Genomic DNA, 18,607 nt, shown 5'->3' on the forward strand with positions numbered 1-18,607 from the left:
CCGGGCCGGTTGGGGCGAACGTGCGCGCCCGGCTGCAGCCGCAGCCCTGGCGTTCCCAGCGGAAGACCTGCGACGGCCCCCAGGTGGACGACGGACGTGGTCTGCACGTGGCGCTCGAAGACCTGGCAGGACGCGGGCTCCCCAGCTCCCGTCGTCCCACGCTACGCCGCGGCGAGGCCGCGCGGGCCGGTCAGGTTCCCGCGGGAACCAGACGAGCAATGGGCATGGGATCCACGGCCGACGAGACCGATTCGCCGCGGGGGCGTACCTCGAGGTGGAGGTGGCACCCGTCGGGCGCGCCGAGGTCCCCGTTGTGGGCGACGGCGTCGCCCACCCGCACGCGCTGGCCGTCGCGCACGAGGACCTTCTCGACGTGGCCGAGCACGACGTCCCGGTCACCGGTGCGGATGCGGAAGGCCTTCGAGCCGTACGCCGACCCCAGGCCGCCCAGGACCACGGTCCCCTCGACCCCTGCCCTGAGCGGGACACCGCAGGGCATCGCCACGTCGACGCCGTGATGGAAGCCCTGCCGTCCGGGACATCGCGCGTCCGGCGCGTAGTACGGCGCGCTCGAGCAGCCGAAATCAATCATCGTGCGGTAGGCCCCGTCGTACCAGGGCGAGGTCACCGGCCGCTGCTCGCGGGCGAAGAACCGCCACCGCGGGCACGCCGCCGCAGGCACACAGCGGCAGCACCGCGACCAGGACCAGACCCGCGTACCTCATGCCCAGGAGCGTACGTGCCCACCGGACGAGTCTCGAACTTGAAAAATTGAACGCGTGTCGACGCTTCCGCCCGGCCACCGCGCATGGCTACTGTGCACCCACCATGTGAGGTGCCCAGCCATCGTCGGGCGCCCCTCACCGACGAGGAGATCGATGAAGTTCAACAACCTGCGCCGTGCCGGCGTCGTCGCCGCCGCTGCCGCCGTGATGGTGCTGCCGGCCGTCGCCGCCAACGCCTCCCCCAACGCCTCCACCCCGGTCCCGGTCGACATGTCCGACGGCCGCCTCATGAGCTACGTCGTCAACACCAAGGCCAACCCGGGCCAGGTGCGGCTCGCCGAGCGAGCCATCACGAAGTCCGGCGGCGCCGTCGTCCAGTCGTGGCCGCAGATCGGCGTAGTCATCGCCCACTCGACCAAGGCCGACTTCCTCAAGAAGGTCCGCGCCCAGAAGGCCGTCGAGTCGGCCGGCCCCACGCGTACCACCCCGGTCGTCGAGGGCACCCCCGGCCAGTCGAACGGCCACAAGGGTGGCGCGTCGGGCTACAAGAAGAAGGCCGAGATGCTCAACGGCGACGCCGAAGGCGCCGCCTCGCCCGCGGCCGCCGGCGACCCCATGGAAACCGAGCAATGGGACATGACGATGATCAAGGCCGACCAGGCCCACAAGATCACCGACGGCTCGCGCAATGTCCTCGTCGGTGTCCTCGACTCGGGCATCGACCCCGAGCACCCCGACCTCAAGCCGAACATCGATGTCGCCGCCTCGGTCAACTGCACCGGTGCCGGCCAGCCGTCGGCCAAGGGCTGGGAGCCCACCACCTCCGACCACGGCACCCACGTGGCCGGCACGATCGCCGCCGCCCGCAACGGCGTCGGGATGGTCGGCGTCGCCCCGAACGTCCGCATGGCATCGGTGAAGGTCGTCAGTGACGATGGCTTCATCTACCCCGAGTACGCCATCTGCGGCTTCGTCCAGGCGGCCGAGAAGAACATGGATGTGACGAACAACTCCTACTTCGTCGACCCGTTCGAGTTCTGGTGCGGCGACCAGGCCGATCAGGCCCCGGCCAAGGAGGCCGTGCGCCGTGCCGTGGCGTACTCGACCGGCAAGGGCGTCGTGCACGCCGCCGCCGCGGGCAACAACTACTACGACCTGGCCAACAAGACGACCGACGAGGGGTCGCCCAACGACTCCACGCCCGTCGAGCGCCAGATCAACAGCACCTGTCATGACATCCCCGCCGAGCTGCCGGGCGTCCTGACGGTGTCGGCGATCGACAAGTTCGGCGAGAAGGCTCCCTTCTCCAACTACGGCGAGGGCGTCATCGACGTCGGCGCCCCCGGCCGCGCGATCCTGTCGACCCTCCCCGGCGGCAAGTACGGCCCGAAGTCGGGCACGTCGATGGCCTCGCCGCACGCCGCCGGCGTGCTCGCGCTGCTCAAGTCGACCCACCCGGACGCCACCCCGGCCCAGCTGATCGACATGATCAAGAAGCAGGCGGACGACCACGCCTGCCCGACGGCCTACCCGACCGCCGACCAGCAGTGCACCGGCCCGGTCACCAACAACGGGTTCTACGGCGAGGGCATGATCGACGCCCTCGACGCCGTCACCCGATGACCTGACACCGTTCGCCGCGACGGCCCCGGGCTCCGGCCCGGGGCCGTCGCCGTCGGCGGGCCCCTGCGCTTGAATGGGTCCCATGACCCTCGAGATCGAGACCCTCGCGGCATTCGACCGCCACACCGCCACGGCGCGGTCGATGCACGGCTGGTTCGTCCAGTCGATCGACCTCACCGAGCGCACGACCGAGCTGGCCGACCTCGACGTCGCCGGCGCGGCGTTCCTGGGCTGCGACCTCGCCCCGGGGGTGGCGGAGACGCTGGCCGACCGCGGCGCGCTGCTGTTCCCCCGGATCCCCGACGTGCCGTTCGACCCCTACCGCGGCCACATCTACACCGCCGACGAGCTCTACGACGCGTTCCCCTACGAGCGCTCGCTCGACGCGCGCGTGTATGCGTGGACCCGCGCACAGGGGCGTACGCCGGGTGCGGCCGCCAGCCTCGCCACCGCCCTGCACGACCACGCGATCAGCGATGCCCTCGACGAGGTCGACGTCGACCACGGCCGGGTCGTCGGGATCATGGGCGGCCACGCGATGGCTCGCGACACCCCCGCGTACGCGAACGCCGCCCGCCTCGCCCAGCGCCTCGCCGCCGAGGGCCTGACGATCCTCACCGGCGGGGGTCCGGGTGCGATGGAGGCCGCGAACCTGGGTTCGTGGTTCGCCGGTCGCGATGGCCTGGACGAGGCGCTGGAGATTCTGGCCCGCGTGCCGTCGTTCCGCCCCGACATCGGGGCGTGGGCCGGTGCCGCCTTCGACGTGCGCCGGCGCTGGCCCGACGACCACGCGCCGGTGTCGCTGGCCGTGCCGACCTGGTTCTACGGCCACGAGCCGCCCAACGTGTTCGGCACCCACATCGCCAAGTACTTCGCGAACGCCCTGCGCGAGGACGTGCTGCTGCAGCGCTGCGGGGCCGGCATCGTCTACCTCGAGGGCGCCGCCGGGACCGTTCAGGAGGTGTTCCAGGCGATGACCCCGAACTACTATGCGAGCGACCCGGCCACGATCGTCCCGCTTGTGCTGGTGGGCCACGACCACTGGACACAGAAGCTGCCGGCGTGGCCACTGGTCCGGGCGCTCGCCGCCGGCAGGCCGGTCGAGCAGCACGTCCACCTCGTCGATTCCCTCGACGAGGTGGCCGACCTGCTGGCCCGCTGACCTACTTCTGCACCAGCCCGTCGGCGAGACCGAGCATCGTGATGATCTTCTCGGTGCGTGACTTCGCCTGTTTCAGACGGGCGGTGTCCCCCTTGCCCGCGGCAAGCTGCTCATTGACGAAGCCCACGCGAGCCGGCGACCCGGTGCTGTAGTGGGTGACCAGCGTCGGATACCACTCGGCCTCCTTCACCTCGAAGCCGCCGGTCGGCTTTTCGGCGAACACGAAGCGCGTCGTGATGCCCTCGTAGCCCATCGGCACATCGGTCTTGTGCTGGGCGACGAGGTTGCCCAGGCCATAGACCACCCACTTGCCGTTGACCTTGGTGATGGGCTGCACGACGTGCACGTGGTGGCCGTAGACGAGGTCCACGTCGGGTGAGGCGGTGAGCTTCTCGGCCAGCGACCTCTGCTGCTCGTTGGGCGCGTTCTGGTATTCCTCACCGCCGTGGACGGCGACCATCACGATGTCGGCGCCGCCCTGTCGGGCCTTCCTCGCCTGGCCGAGCAGATAGCTCGCCTCGATCGTCGGGACCGACCACTTCTTGTCGGTGGGGCGCGGGATGCCGTTGGTGTCGTAGGTGCCCTCGATGACGGCGATCTTCACGCCGGCCGCGGTCGTGAACACCGTGGGCGTGTCGGCCTCCTCCTTCGTCCGCGCAGTGCCCGCATGCCTCAGCCCACGCGCGTCCATCTGGTCGAGCGTGTTCTTCAGCCCGTCGAATCCCTTGTCGAGGCTGTGGTTGGAGGCCGTGGTGCACATGTCGTAGCCGATGGCCTTCACCGCGTCGAGCGTGTACGGGGGCGAGCTGAACGCCGGATAGCCCGAGTAGCTACCGCCCGGCTTCGACACCGGCACCTCGTTGTGGCAGATCGCGAGGTCCGCGCCCTCCACCACCGACCGGATGCCCGACAGCAGCGGCGTGAAATCGTAGTCGTCGGAGCCCCTGCGTCCCTGCCGAGCCGCGTCTTCCTTGGCCCCGAACCAGAGGGTGTTGTGCCACAGCAGGTCACCGTTCATCACCACCGACGCCGTACGCGGAGCCCGCGTGGGGGTCGGCGTCGGCGTGGCGACAGGTGCTGGGGCGGTCGACTTCGTGGCTCGACCCGTGGAGCGGGGCGCCGCCTCCTGCGTGGGGGTCGGCGTACCGCACCCACCGACCACCAGCACCGCTGCGAGCGCGGCGACGACGGGCTTCGTTCGGCCCATGAACAGTCCCCCTCCGGCGGGACTCCACGGATCCCGCCGCAGTGCATTGTGTTCGACGCAGGGTCACCGACCACCCATCAGGGGGTGTTGCTCAGATCACACCCATCGCCAAGACGGCGTCGGCCACCTTCGTGAAGCCGGCGATGTTGGCGCCCAGGACGTAGTTGCCCGGCTGGCCGTAGACGTCCGCGGTCTCCGCGCAGCGATCGTGGATGTCGACCATGATCTGGCGCAGGCGCTCCTCGGTGAACTCGAAGGCCCACGAGTCGCGCGAGGCGTTCTGCTGCATCTCCAGCGCCGAGGTGGCCACACCACCGGCGTTGGCGGCCTTGCCCGGGCCGAACAGGACGTCGGCCTCGTGCAGGATGGCGACCGCCTCCGGCGTGCAAGGCATGTTCGCCCCCTCGGCCACGGCTATGACGCCGTTGTCCACCAGCATCCGCGCGTGGTTCTCGTCGAGCTCGTTCTGGGTCGCGCACGGCAGCGCGATGTCACACGGCACGTCCCAGATCGAGCCCTCCGTCGCATGCTTCGCGTTGGGGCGGCGCTCGGCGTACACGCTCAGACGTGCCCGTTCGACCTCCTTGACCTGCTTGAGGAGCTCGAGGTCGATGCCGTCCTCGTCGACGACGAAGCCCTGGGAGTCGGAGCAGGCGACGACCTTTGCGCCGAGCTGCTGGGCCTTCTCGATGGCATAGATGGCGACGTTGCCCGAGCCCGACACCACGACGCGGCGGCCGTCGAGCTCCTCCCGGCGCGTACGCAGCATCTCGTTGGCGAAGATGACGGTGCCATAGCCGGTGGCCTCCGTGCGCACGAGGGAGCCGCCCCAGGTCAGGCCCTTGCCTGTCAGCACACCCGCCTCGTAGCGGTTGGTGATGCGCTTGTACTGGCCGAACAGGAACCCGATCTCACGACCACCCACGCCGATGTCGCCGGCGGGGACGTCGGTGTATTCGCCAAGATGGCGGTACAGCTCAGTCATGAACGACTGGCAGAAGCGCATGATCTCCCCGTCGGAGCGCCCCTTCGGGTCGAAGTCGGAGCCGCCCTTGCCACCGCCGATGGGCATGCCGGTCAGCGAATTCTTGAAGATCTGCTCGAAGCCGAGGAACTTCACGATGCCCAGGTAGACCGAGGGGTGGAAGCGGAGGCCGCCCTTGTAGGGGCCGAGCGCCGAGTTGAACTCGACGCGGAACCCGCGGTTGATCTGGACGCGGCCCTGATCGTCGGTCCACGGCACACGGAAGATGATCTGGCGCTCCGGCTCGCAGATGCGCTCGAGCACGGCGGCGTCGACGTACTGGGGATTGCGCTCGAGCACGGGGCCGAGCGATTCGAATACCTCGCGGACGGCCTGGTGGAACTCGGCCTCCCCGGGGTTGCGGTTGACGACGGTGTCAAAAGTGGTCTGCAGAGCGGCGTCCATCGCCAAACCCCCTTGGTGTTGTGTTTCTCGGGACGGAGTCGATCACCCGCGCTCGTCGGCGGCCAATTGTCCGCAGGCGCCGTCGATCTCCTGACCTCGCGTGTCGCGCACGGTGACGGGTACGCCGTGGGCCTCGAGGCGGCGTACGAATTCGCGCTCGTCGGCACGACGCGAGGCCGTCCAGATCGAGCCCGGCGTAGGGTTCAGCGGGATCAGGTTCACGTGGAACCAGCCCCAGTCTCCACGCTTCTTGAGCTCACGCGCCAGCAGGTCCGCCCTGTGGGCCTGGTCGTTGATGTCGCGGATCATGGCGTATTCGATCGACACGCGGCGCCGCGTCGTCGCTGCATACTCCCACGCGGCGTCGAGGACCTCGCCCACCCTCCAGCGGGTGTTGATCGGCACCAGGTCGTCGCGGAGCTCGTCGTCGGGGGCGTGCAGGCTGACGGCCAGCGTGACGGGTATCCCCTCGGTCGCGAGCTGCTTGATGCGGGGCACCAGACCGACGGTCGAGACCGTGATGCCACGGGCGGAGATGCCCAGCCCGTCCGGCTGCGGGGCGGTCAGCGTACGCACCGCACCGATGACCGCTGAGTAGTTGGCCATCGGCTCGCCCATGCCCATGAAGACGATGTTGTTGACCCGCCCAGGCCCGCCGCCGACCTCGCCGCGGGCGAGCGCGCGGAAGCCCGCCACGACCTGCTCCACGATCTCGGCGGTGGACATGTTCCGCTGCAACCCGCCCTGGCCGGTGGCGCAGAACGGGCACGCCATGCCGCAGCCGGCCTGGGACGAGACACACATCGTCGTACGCATGTGCCTCCCCTCTCCGGGTGTGCTGCCGTCGTCGTCGGCGAGGTCGTCGGGCGAGTCGCCGCGGCGGGCGTACCTCATCATGACCGACTCGACGGTCGCACCGTCATGGAGGCGCCACAGCGTCTTGACCGTCGTGTCCCCGTCGCAGGCGAGCGTGCGCACCGGGTCGAGCAGCTTCGGGAACAGCGTCTGGGCAAGCTGGTCGCGCATGGCCGCCGGGATGTCGGTCCAATCGACGGGGTCGGTGGTGAACCGTTCGAAGTAGTGCTTCGACAGCTGCTTGGCGCGGAACGGGGGCAGGCCGGCATCGGTGAGGGCGGCGGTGCGGTCGGCGGGCTCGAGGTCCGCCCAGTGGCGCGGCGGCTTGCCGCGTCGGGGGGCCTCGAACACCAGCGGCAGCGGCTTGTCGGTGAACTTGATCTTCTCGGTGATATCAGCCTCCGGGGACGAGTAGATAGAGGGCGAGCCAGGCGACGGGAGCGGCCACGAGCAAGGAGTCGAGCCGGTCCATCACCCCGCCGTGGCCGGGCAGGAACGACGACATGTCCTTGATGCCGATGTCGCGCTTGATGAGGGACTCGATGAGGTCGCCGCAGGCGCCGACGGCGACGAGCGCGGCGCCGAGCGGCAGCCCGCCCCACCACGCGACGCCGAACCCCCAGACGCAGAACCCGACGGCGGTGAGGATCCCGAACAGCATCGAGCCGGCGAAACCCTCCCAGGTCTTCTTGGGCGAGATACGCGGGGCCATCTTGTGCTTGCCGAACAGGACACCGGCGACGTAGCCACCGATGTCGCCCATGCACACCACCGCGATGAAGGTCACCACGCGCATGGTGCCCTCCTGCCCCGCCAGCATGAGGCTCACGAACGAGCCGAGCATCGGCAGGTAGGCGATGATCAGCATGCTGGCGGCCGCGTCGCGCACGAAACCGTCGGCGCCCCGTGGCATGCGCCAGATCAGAGTCACGAGCGCGGTGAGCCCGAGGAGGCCCAGCATGAGGGTGTTCGACGGGATGTCGATGCGGTGGTCGGCCTGGCCGGCGAAGTATGAGCCGGTGACGATGGCGATGGTGCCCAGGACGATCGGCACGATCTCCGCGTGCATCTCGAGCCGCTTGAGCGCCTTGTGGAGCTCAACCGAGCCGGCGGCGAGCGCGGCGGCCACCAGAAGCACGAAGCCCAGGTTCCACCAGGTCAGCGTGACCACGAGCGCGGCCGCCAGCGCGACGCCCACGCCGATGGCCGCCGGCAGGTTCCTGCCGGCGCGGCCATGCGTGGGCGCCGTCGTGGGGGTCGGTGTCCCGGTGGTCATGCGGACCTCTGCTCAGACCTCGAGCAGCTCGGCTTCCTTGTTCTTGAGGACGTCGTCAATCTGGTCGGTGTGCTTCTTGGTGGCGGCGTCGAGCTGCTTCTCGGCGCGGGTCACCTCGTCCTCGCCGACCTCCTTGTCCTTGACCAGCTTGTCCATCGCGTCCTTGGCGGTGCGGCGGGCATTGCGGACCGAGATGCGGGCGTCCTCGGCCTTGTTCTTGGCGAGCTTGGTGTATTCCTTGCGGCGGTCCTCGGTGAGCTCGGGCAGGGAGCAGCGGATCTGGTGACCGTCGGAGGCGGGGTTGACGCCCAGGTCCGCGTTGCGGATGCCCTTCTCGATGGCGGCCATCGTCGACTTGTCGAACGGCTGGATCATCACCATGCGGGCGTCGGCGACCTGGACGGTGGCGAGCTGCTGCAGCGGCATCGACTGGCCGTACGCCTCGACCATGATCTTGTTGAACATGCCGGGGTGGGCGCGGCCGGTGCGGATCGCGGCGAACTCCTCCTTCGCGTGCTCGACGGCGGCTTCCATCTTCATCTCGGCCTCGGCCATGATGTCGGCGATCAACGTGATCGTTCCTTCCGGGTGTTGCGCGGGGCTCCCCGCGGCGTGGTTGGCGGTCGTGCTGCGTGCGTCAGGCGTGAACCGTGGTACCGATCTTCTCACCCGCGACAACGCGGCCGATGTTGCCCTCGGTGTCGAGCGAGAAGAAGATCATCGGGAGGTCGTTGTCGCGGGCCATCGAGATGGCTGTCGCGTCGGCGACCTTGAGGTGACGGTTGAGGAACTCGTCGTAGGACAGGTCGTCGTATTTCTTCGCCTCGGGGTTGGTCTTCGGATCGGAGTCGTAGACACCGTCGGTGCCCTGCTTGCCCATCAGCAGCACCTCGGCGCCGATCTCGAGCGCGCGCTGCGCGGCGACGGTGTCGGTCGAGAAGTAGGGCATGCCCGAGCCCGCGCCAAAGATCACAACGCGGCCCTTCTCGAGGTGGCGCTCGGCCCGGCGCGGGATGTACGGCTCGGCTACCTGGCCCATCGTGATGGCGGTCTGGACGCGGGTGTCCAGACCGGCCTTCTCGCAGAAGTCCTGCAGGGCCAAGCAGTTCATCACGGTGCCGAGCATGCCCATGTAGTCGGCGCGGTCACGCTCCATGCCGCGCTGCTGCAGCTCCGCGCCGCGGAAGAAGTTGCCGCCGCCGACGACGATCGCGACCTGCACACCCTGGTTGACGACCTCGGCGATCTGTCTGGCGATCGAGGCGACGACATCGGGGTCGACTCCGATCTGACCACCACCGAAGGCCTCTCCGGAGAGCTTGAGGAGAACGCGCTTGTACGCCGGCATGGATTTCCTTCCGAGGGGCTTCAGTTGCTCAGACCATCATCCCGCACCTGCTGGGGATAGGCGAACCGGCGCTTCCGACGACGGCGAAGGGCGCCGCGGGGATCTCTCCCCGCGGCGCCCCGCGTACGTGTTCGGCGACCGATCAGGCGCCGGCCTCGAAGCGCGCGAAGCGCTTGACCTTGGCACCGGCGGCCTCGAGCTGCTGGCCGATGGACTTCTTGTCGTCGGTGATCGAGGCCTGGTCGACCAGGCAGACATCTTTGAAGAACGCGTTGACGCGACCCTCGACGATCTTCGGCAGGGCGGCCTCCGGCTTGCCCTCCTCGCGGGACTTGGCCTCGGCGACGCGGCGCTCGCCCTCGACGACATCGGCGGGGACCTCGTCGCGGGAAACGTACTGCGGACGCATCGACGCGATCTGGAGCGCGACCCCATGGAGCAGCTGCTCGTCGCCGCCCTCGGCCTCGACCAGGACACCGACCTGCGGCGGCAGGTCGGAGGCGCGGCGGTGGAGATAGAGCGTGGTCGGGCCTTCGAACCAGGCCGCGTCCTTCAGCTCGAGCTTCTCGCCGATCTTGACGGCCAGCTCGTGGACGGCCTCGGCGACGGTCTTGCCACCGTCGAGCTCGACCGCGTTGGCGGCCTCGACACCGTGCGCCTTGGCGGAGTCGACGGCCTTGGCGATGTCGTCGGCCAGCGCCATGAACTCGGCGTTCTTGGCGACGAAGTCGGTCTCGGCGGCGAGCTGGATCAGGGCGTTGCCCGAGGCGGCGACGAGGCCGTTGGAGGCCTCGCGGTCGGCGCGCTTGGCGGCCTTGGCCTGACCGCTCACGCGGAGGATCTCGACAGCCTTGTCGTAGTCGCCGTCGGCCTCGGTCAGGGCCTTCTTCGCGTCCATCATGCCTGCGCCGGTCGCGTCGCGGAGCTTCTTCACGTCAGCAGCGGTGATCGCCATCTGTGGTGTTCCTTGTCTGTGTTGCCTTCGCCAGAAGGTCGGTGAAATCTCGGTAGCGGTCAGGGACTGTGCCGCGGGCGGCATGGACTGGCCGCGGCCCGCGAGGGGCCGCGGCCGGGTGGATCAGTTGGCCTCGTCGGCCTTCGCCGCGGGCGCCTCGGGCGCCACCTTGCCAGCCTCGGCGGTGGCGTCGGCAGCCGGGGCCTCCTCGGCCCCCTCGGCCTTCTCGTCGGCCTCGGCCTCGTCAGCCTTGGGGGCCTCATCAGCCTTGGGGGCCTCGTCGGCCTTCGCCTGCTCGCCGCCGGCGAGGAGCTCGCGCTCCCACTCGGCCATCGGCTCGGCCTCGGCGGCCTGGCCCGACTCGCCGCCGCCGGAGCGGGCCAGAAGTCCCTCGGCCACGGCGTCGGCGAGGACGCGGGTCAGCAGCGCGACGGAACGGATCGCGTCGTCGTTGCCCGGGATCGCGAAGTCGACCTCGTCGGGATCGCAGTTGGTGTCGAGGATGCCGATGATCGGGATGCGCAGCTTGCGGGCCTCATCGACGGCGAGGTGCTCCTTCTTCGTGTCGACGATCCACACGGCCTGAGGCGTGCGGGCCATGTCACGGATGCCACCGAGGTCCTTCTCGAGCTTGATCTTCTCACGCTTGAGCATGAGGAGCTCCTTCTTCGTCAGGCCCGAACCGGCGACCTTGTCGAAGTCCATGGCCTCGAGCTCCTTGAGGCGCGAGATGCGCTTGGAGATCGTCTGGAAGTTGGTGAGCATGCCGCCCAGCCAGCGCTGGTTGACGTAGGGCATGCCGACGCGGGTGGCCTGCTCGGCGATGGCCTCCTGGGCCTGCTTCTTGGTGCCCACGAAGAGCACCTGGCCGCCCTTGGCGACGGTGTCCTTGACGAAGGCATACGCCTGGTCGATGTAGGTCAGCGACTGCTGCAGGTCGATGATGTAGATGCCGTTGCGCTCGGTGAAGATGAAGCGCTTCATCTTCGGGTTCCACCGACGGGTCTGGTGTCCGAAGTGGACGCCGCTCTCGAGCAGCTGGCGGGCGGTGACGACGGCCATGGCCGTTCCTCCTTCGGGCGCGCTCGCGCCCCTGTGGTTCTTCCGGCGCCGACCGTCGGCGCCGCCTGACGCAGTCGCCCCACGCACCGGATCACTCCGGACCACGCGCGGTGCCCCGCCCCCGGCGGGCATGACTGCATGCGAAGTCAGTCCGGATCGCCGGACTGCCGTCGGTCATCATACGTCGCGCGACGCCGCGAAGGCCAACCGAGAGATGTCCACAGGCCCGCTCGCCCCGGGTTGTCCACAGATCGCCTCCGCAGTGACCACCCGAGGGGTGTCACGGACCAATGTCGGGAGGTGATCCGACGAATCTTCTCCGTGTGCTGCGCCGCCGTGGCGCTCGTCGTCGCGCTCGTCGTCGCGACCGCACCGCCGGCGACGGCCACCGAGCTGCCGCCGTTGCCGCGGGGACGGCTGCCGATCATCGGCGGCGACGTGGTCCGGCCCTTCCAGCCACCGGCGAAGCGCTGGTTGTCGGGTCACCGCGGGGTCGACGTGTCCGGGCGCGCGGGCCAGATGGTGGTGGCCGCCGCCGACGGCGAGGTGGCGTACGCCGGCACGATCGCCGGGCGCCCCGTGATGGCCGTCGTCCATGGGGCGGTGCGCACGACCTACGAACCGGTCTCGGCGTCGGTGCCCGTCGGCACCCGGGTGCGCGCCGGCCAGGTCATCGGCGTCCTGGAGGGTGGCCACTGCCCCACCGCCGTGCTGCACGCGTGCCTCCACCTCGGTCTCCGTCTGGGCGACACCTACCTCGACCCGATGCTGCTGATCGGCGGCGGGGCCGGCGTACGCCTGCTGCCCGGGTCCGCGGAGGTGGGCGTCGCCGAACGGGTCCGCGAGCGGGCCGCTCCCCCACCGGAGCCGGCCGGCGACGGAACGTACGCGCGGGGCGGTCACGGGGCGGCGATCCCCGGCTCCGGACCCGTCACCTCGCGGTTCGGGATGCGGCTCCACCCTGTGTTGAAGGTGTGGAAGCTGCATGACGGCGTCGACTACGGCACCGGCTGCGGACAGCCGCTGCGCGCGATCCACGACGGGGTGGTCGAGGCGGCCTACTTCAACGCCGGCTACGGCAACCGGTTGATGGTCGACCACGGTGTCGTCGACGGCCACCGGGTGAAGAGCTCCTACAACCACGCCATTCGCTGGACGGCCTCCCCCGGCCAACGGATCACCAAGGGCCAGGTGATCGGGCTGTCGGGATCGACGGGCTATTCCACCGGCTGCCACCTGCACTTCATGCTGTGGATCGACGGCCGCCTCGTGGACCCGCTGACGTGGCTGGGCTGATCTCAGGCGCGCGGGTGGGCCTGCTCGAACGCGGCCCGCAGCCGTTCGTTGGTGACGTGCGTGTAGACCTGCGTGGTCGCCAGCGAGGCGTGCCCGAGCATCTCCTGCACGCTGCGCAGGTCGGCCCCACCCTCGAGGAGGTGTGTGGCCATGGCGTGGCGCAGCCCGTGCGGGCCGAGGTCGGGCGCCCCCTCGACGGCCCCGAGGGCGCGGTGGACGACGCGACGCACGACGCGCTGGTCGATGCGGCCGCCTCGCTCACCGAGGAACAGCGCGTTGCCGCTGGTGGCGACGACAAGCTCGGGGCGCAGCGCCAGGTAGGCCTCGAGCGCCTTCCATGCGGGGGCGCCCACGGGCACGGCGCGCTCCTTGTTCCCCTTGCCGACGACGCGCACGACCCGGCGGTCGTGGTCGAGGTCAGGCAGGTCGAGACCGCACAGCTCCGCGACGCGGATGCCGCTGGCATACAGCATCTCGAGCATCGCGACGTCGCGGCGCCCAACCGCACCGGGCGTCTCGGCGGCCCGGGCCAGCGCGCCGTCGAGCATCGCCGTCGCCTCGGCCCGCTCCAGCGTGGGCGGCAGGCGCTTGGCGAGCTTGGGCGACCTCAGAGTCTGGGCGGGGTTGGTCGGGATGCGCCCGGTGTCGCGGCACCAGGCGAAGAACACGCGTACCGCCGCGGCCCGGCGCTGCAGCGTGGTGCGCGCGGCACCGCGGGTCTGCTGGTTGGCCAGCCACGACCGGAGGGCGCGGACGTCGACCGACGACAGGTCGTCGTGGCCGAGCCGCTGCAGGTGGAGCAGCAGTCCCTCGAGGTCCCCCGTGTACGCGCGGATCGTATGCGCGGAAAGGTGGCGCTCGGCGTCGAGATGGCGCAGGTAGGTCGCGAGCAACGAGGCGTACGCCTCCCCCAGCCCCGCCTCGTCGTGATCCTCGGCCATGTCAACCATCATCTACGATGCTCGCATGACGACCGACATCGACGACCTGACCACGGGCGGCAAGGTCCGCCCGATCACCCGTTGGGGGACGCCGGTGATGCACAAGACCTGCGCGCCGGTCGAGAAGTTCGACGACGAGTTGCGCGACCTGGTCCGCGACATGTTCGCCACCCTCGATGCCGCCTCCGGCGTGGGCCTGGCGGCCAACCAGATCGGCGTCGACCTGTCGGTGTTCATCTACGACTGCCCGGACGACCAGGGCAACCACCACGTCGGCGTCATGTGCAACCCGACCGTCGAGCTGCCCGAGGGCAAGGACCGCCGTCTCGAGGCCGTCGACGAGGGCTGCCTCTCGCTGCCCGGCGCCTACCAGTCGCTGGCGCGTCCCGACCACGCGATCTGCCGCGGCCAGGACATCGACGGCAACGACGTCGAGATCGTCGGCACGGGGTTCTTCGCCCGCTGCCTCCAGCACGAGACCGACCATCTCCACGGCACGGTCTTCGGCGACCGGCTCTCGAAGCGCTCCCGCAAGCAGCTGTACGCACAGCACGAGGCGCTGGCCGAGCGCTACCTCGACGACTGGCCGATCACGCCGAAGCAGCCCGCCAGCTGAACCGCGCGGACGGGTCACGACTCAGCGCAGCGCATAGCACGCCACGGCCGCCGCGGCGGCGACGTTGAGCGAGTCGATGCCGGCCTGCATGGGGATCACGGCCACGTCGTCGGCGGCGCCGACCCACCGGTGGGACAGCCCGTCCCCTTCGGTGCCCAGCAGGATCGCCACCTTCTCGTCGGCCCCGATTTCGGCGGCCACCACGTGCAGCGGTCGGGCGTCGGGCGTCAGCGCGAGCGCCACGACTCGGAACCCGGCGCGCTGCAGCATCGCCACGGCGTCGGCCCAGTCGTCAAGCCGCGCCCAGGGCAGGGAGAACACCGCACCCATGGCGACCTTGATCGAGCGGCGGTAGAGCGGATCGGCCGCCCTCGGGGCGAGGAGCGCGCCGTCCCAGCCCAATCCCGCCGCACCGCGCAGGATCGCGCCCACATTCGTGTGGTCGACGATGTCCTCCAACACCACGAGACGGCGCAGCGCCAGCAGGTCGTCGACGGTGTGCCTGGTCTCGCGGTGCAGCGACGCGAGCGCCCCGCGGTGGACGTGGAAGCCGGTGACCTCCTCGGCGAGCGCCTCGGTGACGACGAAGACCGGCACGTCGGGCCAACGCTCGAGCACGTCGGCCAGCCCCGGCAGCCAGCGCTCGGCGAGCAGGAAGGACCGCGGGCGATAACCCGCCTCGAACGCGCGACGGATCACCTTCTCCCCCTCCGCGATGAACAGCCCGTGCTCGCTCTCGAGCGAACGGCGCAGGGAGGTGTCGCGCAGGCGTACGTAGTCGGCGAGCCGCGGGTCGCCCGCGGACGTGATGTCGACGCGCATCACTGCTGCATCAAGAAGTCGACGATGGCGATCACCCCGATGCCCACGATGACCACGCGGTAGACCACCGGCGGCAGGCGGCGGCCGACGCGCGCGCCGACCTGGGCGCCCACGATCGAGCCGAGGGCGATGGCGAGGGCCACCCACCAGTCGATCGGCGATCCCCCGCTGAACGCGACGACGACGAAGACGACGGCGGCGGTGCCGTTGACGACCGTCCCCAACCCGTTCTTGACCGCGTTGACGCGCGCCATGGACTCGTGCGGCAGGCCGATTCCGAGGATCGCCAGCAGGAGCACGCCCTGGGCCGCGCCGAAGTAGCCGCCGTACACGCCGGCACCGATCACGCTGGGGTAGGTCCACCAGGGCTCGCGGGGGTCGCCGCTTTGGTCCAGGGCCGCGTGCTGCGCGGCGACCTTCTTGGCCAGCCAGGGCTGCAGCACGACCAGCACGCAGCCCAGCCCGATCAGGATCGGGACGATGGCGTCGAACGCGGCCGACGGCAGCGTGAGCAGCAGGATCGCGCCGATCGTCCCGCCGATGAGCGAGCAGATGCCGAGCCGGATCATCCGCGCCTTCTGGGGGCGCAGCTCGGGCAGCATCGAAAAGGTGCCCGACAGGCCGCCCGCGGTCAGGCCGACGGAGTTCGACGTGTTCGCGACGACCGGGGGGATACCGAAGGCCAGCAGCGTCGGGAACGTCACCAACGTGCCCGAGCCGACGACCGTGTTGATCAAGCCGGCGGCAGCGCCCGCGAGGGCGATGACCAGGAACTCGACGACTCCCACGCGCTCAGCGGGCCGCGCGCGCCGACCAGCGGCCGGCGTCGTGGGTGATCGTGAGCGGCATGTCGAAGGTCTCCGACAACGTCTCGGAGGTGAGCGTTTCGGCGATCGGTCCGGCGTGGACGACCCGCCCCTCCTTGAGCAGGAGCGCGTGGGTCATGCCGGCCGGAATCTCCTCCACGTGGTGGGTGACGAGCACCGAGGCGGGGGCGTACGGGTCCTCCGCCAGCTCGGACAGAGTCGCGACGAGCGCCTCGCGCCCCGCGACGTCGAGACCGGCGGCGGGCTCGTCGAGCAGGAGCAGCTCGGGGTCGGTCATCAACGCGCGGGCGATCTGGACACGCTTGCGCTCGCCCTCGGACAGGGTTCCGAAGGTGCGGTCAGCCAGGTGGTCGACGCGCAGCTGCTGCATCAGCTCCAGAGCACGCTCGTGGTCCATGTCGTCGTACTCCTCGCGCCAGCGACCCATGACCGCGTACGCCGACGACACCACGACGTCGCGGACGGCCTCGCCCTTGGGGATGCGGTCGGCGAGAGCTGCAGAGGTGACGCCGATGCGCGGGCGCAGCTCGAACACGTCGACGGTGCCGAGCACCTCGCCCAGAAGCCCGGCGACGCCAGCGGTGGGGTGGATCTGGGCACCCAGCACCTGCAGGAGGGTGGTCTTGCCGGCGCCGTTGGGTCCGATCACCACCCAGCGGTCGGTCTCGTCCACCGTCCAGTTGATGCCGTCCAGCAGGGTGGCTCCCCCACGGACGATGCTGACATCGGCAAGATCAACGACTGCGGCCATGCGTTGCACACTACCGCTGGATACCTTGGGCGGGTGCCGGTACTCCCCGCGGTGCGGCTCACCGCCCACCTGAACTCCGTACGTCGTGCCCCCGCGAGCGCAGAGGTCGTCGCGCGCGCGGTCGTCGACGACGACGCCGCCCACCACGTCACCGACCCCGACGGGTTGGTCGGCCTCGACCCGATCCGTGCCAACGAGCTCGACCACGCGCTGGCCGCCGTGCTGCTGTTGCACCCCGGCGACTGGGTGCTGGCCCTCCCCCGCCCCGGGCACTTGCTGCCGCTCCGGGGGCCCGCCGTTCTCACCGCTGCCGCGCTGGAGGCCGGGGCCGCGGTCGTGCACGCCGACGGCGGGTTGGCCTGGGTGCCCCAGCGCGTCGGCCCCGCGATCCAGTGGCGCCTCCACCGGGCCGAGCGCCCCCTGCTGGCCACCACCCCGCAGGAGGCCGAGCGGCAGCTGTCCGAGACCGTGTTGCGCGCGACCCGAGCGCTCACCGAGCTCGACTTGGCCTCCGGGGCGCGGCCCGACCTCCCCGAGGCCGTGCTGCCGGCGGCGTACGGGGCTCGCGCCCAGCGCCTGGCCCATCGTGCGCTGCTGCTGCTCGAGGCGGCCGAGGCCGGCCTCGACGACGACACCGAGGTGCTCCACAGCCACGCGATCGGCGTACGCACGACGGCGCTGCGCGAGCTGCGCGACGCCGCCTCCGTCGCGCTGTGCGCGGTGGTGTCAGTCCTCACGCCCACCCACTAGTGTGGTCCCACCATGACCACCAAGAACTCTGGCCCGGGGGCCGTCTACGCCATCGGGGGCGCCGAGGCGAAGCTGCGCCGGCGTACCGTCCTCCGCTCGTTCCTGACCTCGGCGGGCGGGAAGAAGGCCCGCATCGTCGTCATCCCCACCGCCTCGTCGTTGGGCCACGAGGTGGTCGAGGTCTATCAGGCGGTGTTCACCCAGATCGGCGCCGCCGAGGTCGACTGGGTGCGGCCCGAGTCGCGCGAGGAGGCCGCCGACCCCGCCCTCGTGGCGAAGATCGAGAACGCGACGGGCGTGTTCATGACCGGCGGCAACCAGGTGAAGCTGTCGTCGATCATCACCGGCACCGCCGTCGGTGATGCCATCGTCGCCGCCCACCGACGCGGGGCGACCGTGGGCGGCACGTCGGCCGGCGCGTCGATCGTCGCCGACCACATGATCGCCTTCGGCGCGGCGGGCGCGACGCCCAAGCAGCGCATGAGCCACCTCTCGGTGGGCCTGGGCCTGGTGCGGGACGTGGTCGTCGACCAGCACTTCCAGCAGCGCAACCGCTACGGACGCCTTCTGGCGTTGGTCGCCCAGTCCCCGTCGCTGCTCGGCATCGGCGTCGACGAGGACACCGCCGCGGTCTTCCGCGACGGCATCATGTCGGTCGTCGGCCGCGGCAGCGTCACGGTCATCGATGGCCACGAGATGGTCTCCAACGCCCCCACGACCCACCAGGCCGCGCCACTCATGGTGTCGGGCGCCCGCCTCCACGTCTTCCCCGCGGGCGAGAAGTTCGACCTGACGACGCGCCGCCGTCACGTCGACGACGAGCCGCTGCCGGCCCACCAGCAGGAAGAGGTCGACCGCGCCAACGCCGACCTGCGCCAGCTGGCACGCGACATCAACTCCGAGGGCGCCAACCCGACGACCTACCGTCGCAACCAGCGACGCAGGAACCACTGACCTCCGCC

The 18,607-nt window shown here is 70.3% G+C and carries 19 protein-coding genes; 6 read left to right on the forward strand and 13 right to left on the reverse strand.

What is annotated here, in order from left to right; all coding sequences use genetic code 11:
• Window positions 1–190: 190 nt before the first annotated feature.
• Window positions 191–628: a M23 family metallopeptidase gene (locus ACYVGD_RS00680; protein ID WP_460741035.1), complete on the reverse strand. Its 438-nt coding sequence runs from the start codon at window positions 626–628 to the stop codon at window positions 191–193.
• Between the two features lie 250 nt (window positions 629–878).
• Between ACYVGD_RS00680 and ACYVGD_RS00685 the strand changes: the two genes are divergently transcribed.
• Complete coding sequence (locus ACYVGD_RS00685) at window positions 879–2,348, forward strand: S8 family peptidase (RefSeq protein ID WP_460741036.1); 1,470 nt, start codon at window positions 879–881, stop codon at window positions 2,346–2,348.
• A gap of 82 nt (window positions 2,349–2,430) precedes the next feature.
• Window positions 2,431–3,510, forward strand: coding sequence for an LOG family protein (locus tag ACYVGD_RS00690; RefSeq protein WP_460741037.1), 1,080 nt, complete (start codon window positions 2,431–2,433; stop codon window positions 3,508–3,510).
• A 1-nt stretch (window position 3,511) separates the two neighbouring features.
• Here ACYVGD_RS00690 and ACYVGD_RS00695 read toward each other — a convergent pair whose 3' ends face one another.
• The 8 genes from ACYVGD_RS00695 to rpsB all read right to left on the reverse strand — a co-directional run bounded on the left by ACYVGD_RS00695 (window position 3,512) and on the right by rpsB (window position 11,642).
• On the reverse strand, window positions 3,512–4,717 hold the full coding sequence (locus ACYVGD_RS00695) for a CapA family protein (RefSeq protein WP_460741038.1): 1,206 nt from the start codon (window positions 4,715–4,717) through the stop codon (window positions 3,512–3,514).
• Between the two features lie 91 nt (window positions 4,718–4,808).
• Window positions 4,809–6,146 (reverse strand): NADP-specific glutamate dehydrogenase, encoded by a 1,338-nt coding sequence (gene gdhA / locus ACYVGD_RS00700; RefSeq protein ID WP_460741039.1) that lies wholly within the window; start codon window positions 6,144–6,146, stop codon window positions 4,809–4,811.
• Window positions 6,147–6,188: 42 nt separating this feature from the next.
• Entirely contained in the window at window positions 6,189–7,418 is a 1,230-nt protein-coding gene (gene rlmN, locus ACYVGD_RS00705; RefSeq protein ID WP_460741121.1) for a dual-specificity RNA methyltransferase RlmN, read from the reverse strand.
• On the reverse strand, window positions 7,396–8,277 hold the full coding sequence (locus ACYVGD_RS00710) for a phosphatidate cytidylyltransferase (RefSeq protein WP_460741040.1): 882 nt from the start codon (window positions 8,275–8,277) through the stop codon (window positions 7,396–7,398). The genes rlmN and ACYVGD_RS00710 overlap by 23 nt, the downstream gene beginning before the upstream one ends.
• A gap of 12 nt (window positions 8,278–8,289) precedes the next feature.
• Window positions 8,290–8,832 carry a ribosome recycling factor gene (gene frr, locus ACYVGD_RS00715; protein WP_460741122.1) on the reverse strand — a complete coding sequence of 181 codons (543 nt, stop codon included), beginning with the start codon at window positions 8,830–8,832 and terminating at the stop codon, window positions 8,290–8,292.
• Window positions 8,833–8,914: 82 nt separating this feature from the next.
• Window positions 8,915–9,625, reverse strand: coding sequence for a UMP kinase (gene pyrH, locus ACYVGD_RS00720; RefSeq protein ID WP_460741041.1), 711 nt, complete (start codon window positions 9,623–9,625; stop codon window positions 8,915–8,917).
• A gap of 142 nt (window positions 9,626–9,767) precedes the next feature.
• Complete coding sequence (gene tsf, locus ACYVGD_RS00725; RefSeq protein ID WP_460741042.1) at window positions 9,768–10,580, reverse strand: translation elongation factor Ts; 813 nt, start codon at window positions 10,578–10,580, stop codon at window positions 9,768–9,770.
• Between the two features lie 123 nt (window positions 10,581–10,703).
• Window positions 10,704–11,642 carry a 30S ribosomal protein S2 gene (gene rpsB, locus ACYVGD_RS00730; RefSeq protein ID WP_460741043.1) on the reverse strand — a complete coding sequence of 313 codons (939 nt, stop codon included), beginning with the start codon at window positions 11,640–11,642 and terminating at the stop codon, window positions 10,704–10,706.
• A 300-nt stretch (window positions 11,643–11,942) separates the two neighbouring features.
• Between rpsB and ACYVGD_RS00735 the strand changes: the two genes are divergently transcribed.
• The gene (locus ACYVGD_RS00735) at window positions 11,943–12,938 is read left to right on the forward strand and encodes a peptidoglycan DD-metalloendopeptidase family protein (protein ID WP_460741044.1); all 996 of its coding nucleotides are present in this window, start codon (window positions 11,943–11,945) and stop codon (window positions 12,936–12,938) included.
• A gap of 2 nt (window positions 12,939–12,940) precedes the next feature.
• Here ACYVGD_RS00735 and ACYVGD_RS00740 read toward each other — a convergent pair whose 3' ends face one another.
• Window positions 12,941–13,879 carry a tyrosine recombinase XerC gene (locus tag ACYVGD_RS00740; RefSeq protein ID WP_460741045.1) on the reverse strand — a complete coding sequence of 313 codons (939 nt, stop codon included), beginning with the start codon at window positions 13,877–13,879 and terminating at the stop codon, window positions 12,941–12,943.
• A 25-nt stretch (window positions 13,880–13,904) separates the two neighbouring features.
• Here ACYVGD_RS00740 and def point away from each other — a divergent pair, with 25 nt between their 5' ends.
• Window positions 13,905–14,495: a peptide deformylase gene (def, locus tag ACYVGD_RS00745; protein ID WP_460741046.1), complete on the forward strand. Its 591-nt coding sequence runs from the start codon at window positions 13,905–13,907 to the stop codon at window positions 14,493–14,495.
• Between the two features lie 21 nt (window positions 14,496–14,516).
• On the opposite strand, the gene ACYVGD_RS00750 is transcribed toward def, so the two are convergent.
• From ACYVGD_RS00750 to ACYVGD_RS00760, 3 genes are read right to left on the reverse strand one after another with little or no spacing between them, the layout of a single operon-like run.
• A complete protein-coding gene (locus ACYVGD_RS00750) occupies window positions 14,517–15,317 on the reverse strand; it encodes a TrmH family RNA methyltransferase (RefSeq protein WP_460741047.1) in 801 nt (266 codons plus the stop codon).
• Window positions 15,317–16,105, reverse strand: a complete 789-nt coding sequence (locus ACYVGD_RS00755) for a sulfite exporter TauE/SafE family protein (RefSeq protein WP_460741048.1) — start codon at window positions 16,103–16,105, stop codon at window positions 15,317–15,319. The genes ACYVGD_RS00750 and ACYVGD_RS00755 overlap by 1 nt, the downstream gene beginning before the upstream one ends.
• 4 nt (window positions 16,106–16,109) lie before the next feature.
• Window positions 16,110–16,895, reverse strand: coding sequence for an ABC transporter ATP-binding protein (locus ACYVGD_RS00760; RefSeq protein WP_460741049.1), 786 nt, complete (start codon window positions 16,893–16,895; stop codon window positions 16,110–16,112).
• Between the two features lie 33 nt (window positions 16,896–16,928).
• Between ACYVGD_RS00760 and ACYVGD_RS00765 the strand changes: the two genes are divergently transcribed.
• Both ACYVGD_RS00765 and ACYVGD_RS00770 read left to right on the forward strand, forming a co-directional pair.
• Window positions 16,929–17,645, forward strand: a complete 717-nt coding sequence (locus tag ACYVGD_RS00765) for a hypothetical protein (protein ID WP_460741050.1) — start codon at window positions 16,929–16,931, stop codon at window positions 17,643–17,645.
• 12 nt (window positions 17,646–17,657) lie between these two features.
• Window positions 17,658–18,599, forward strand: coding sequence for a cyanophycinase (locus ACYVGD_RS00770; RefSeq protein ID WP_460741051.1), 942 nt, complete (start codon window positions 17,658–17,660; stop codon window positions 18,597–18,599).
• Window positions 18,600–18,607 lie beyond the last annotated feature (8 nt).

Source organism: Mariniluteicoccus endophyticus (assembly GCF_054780035.1).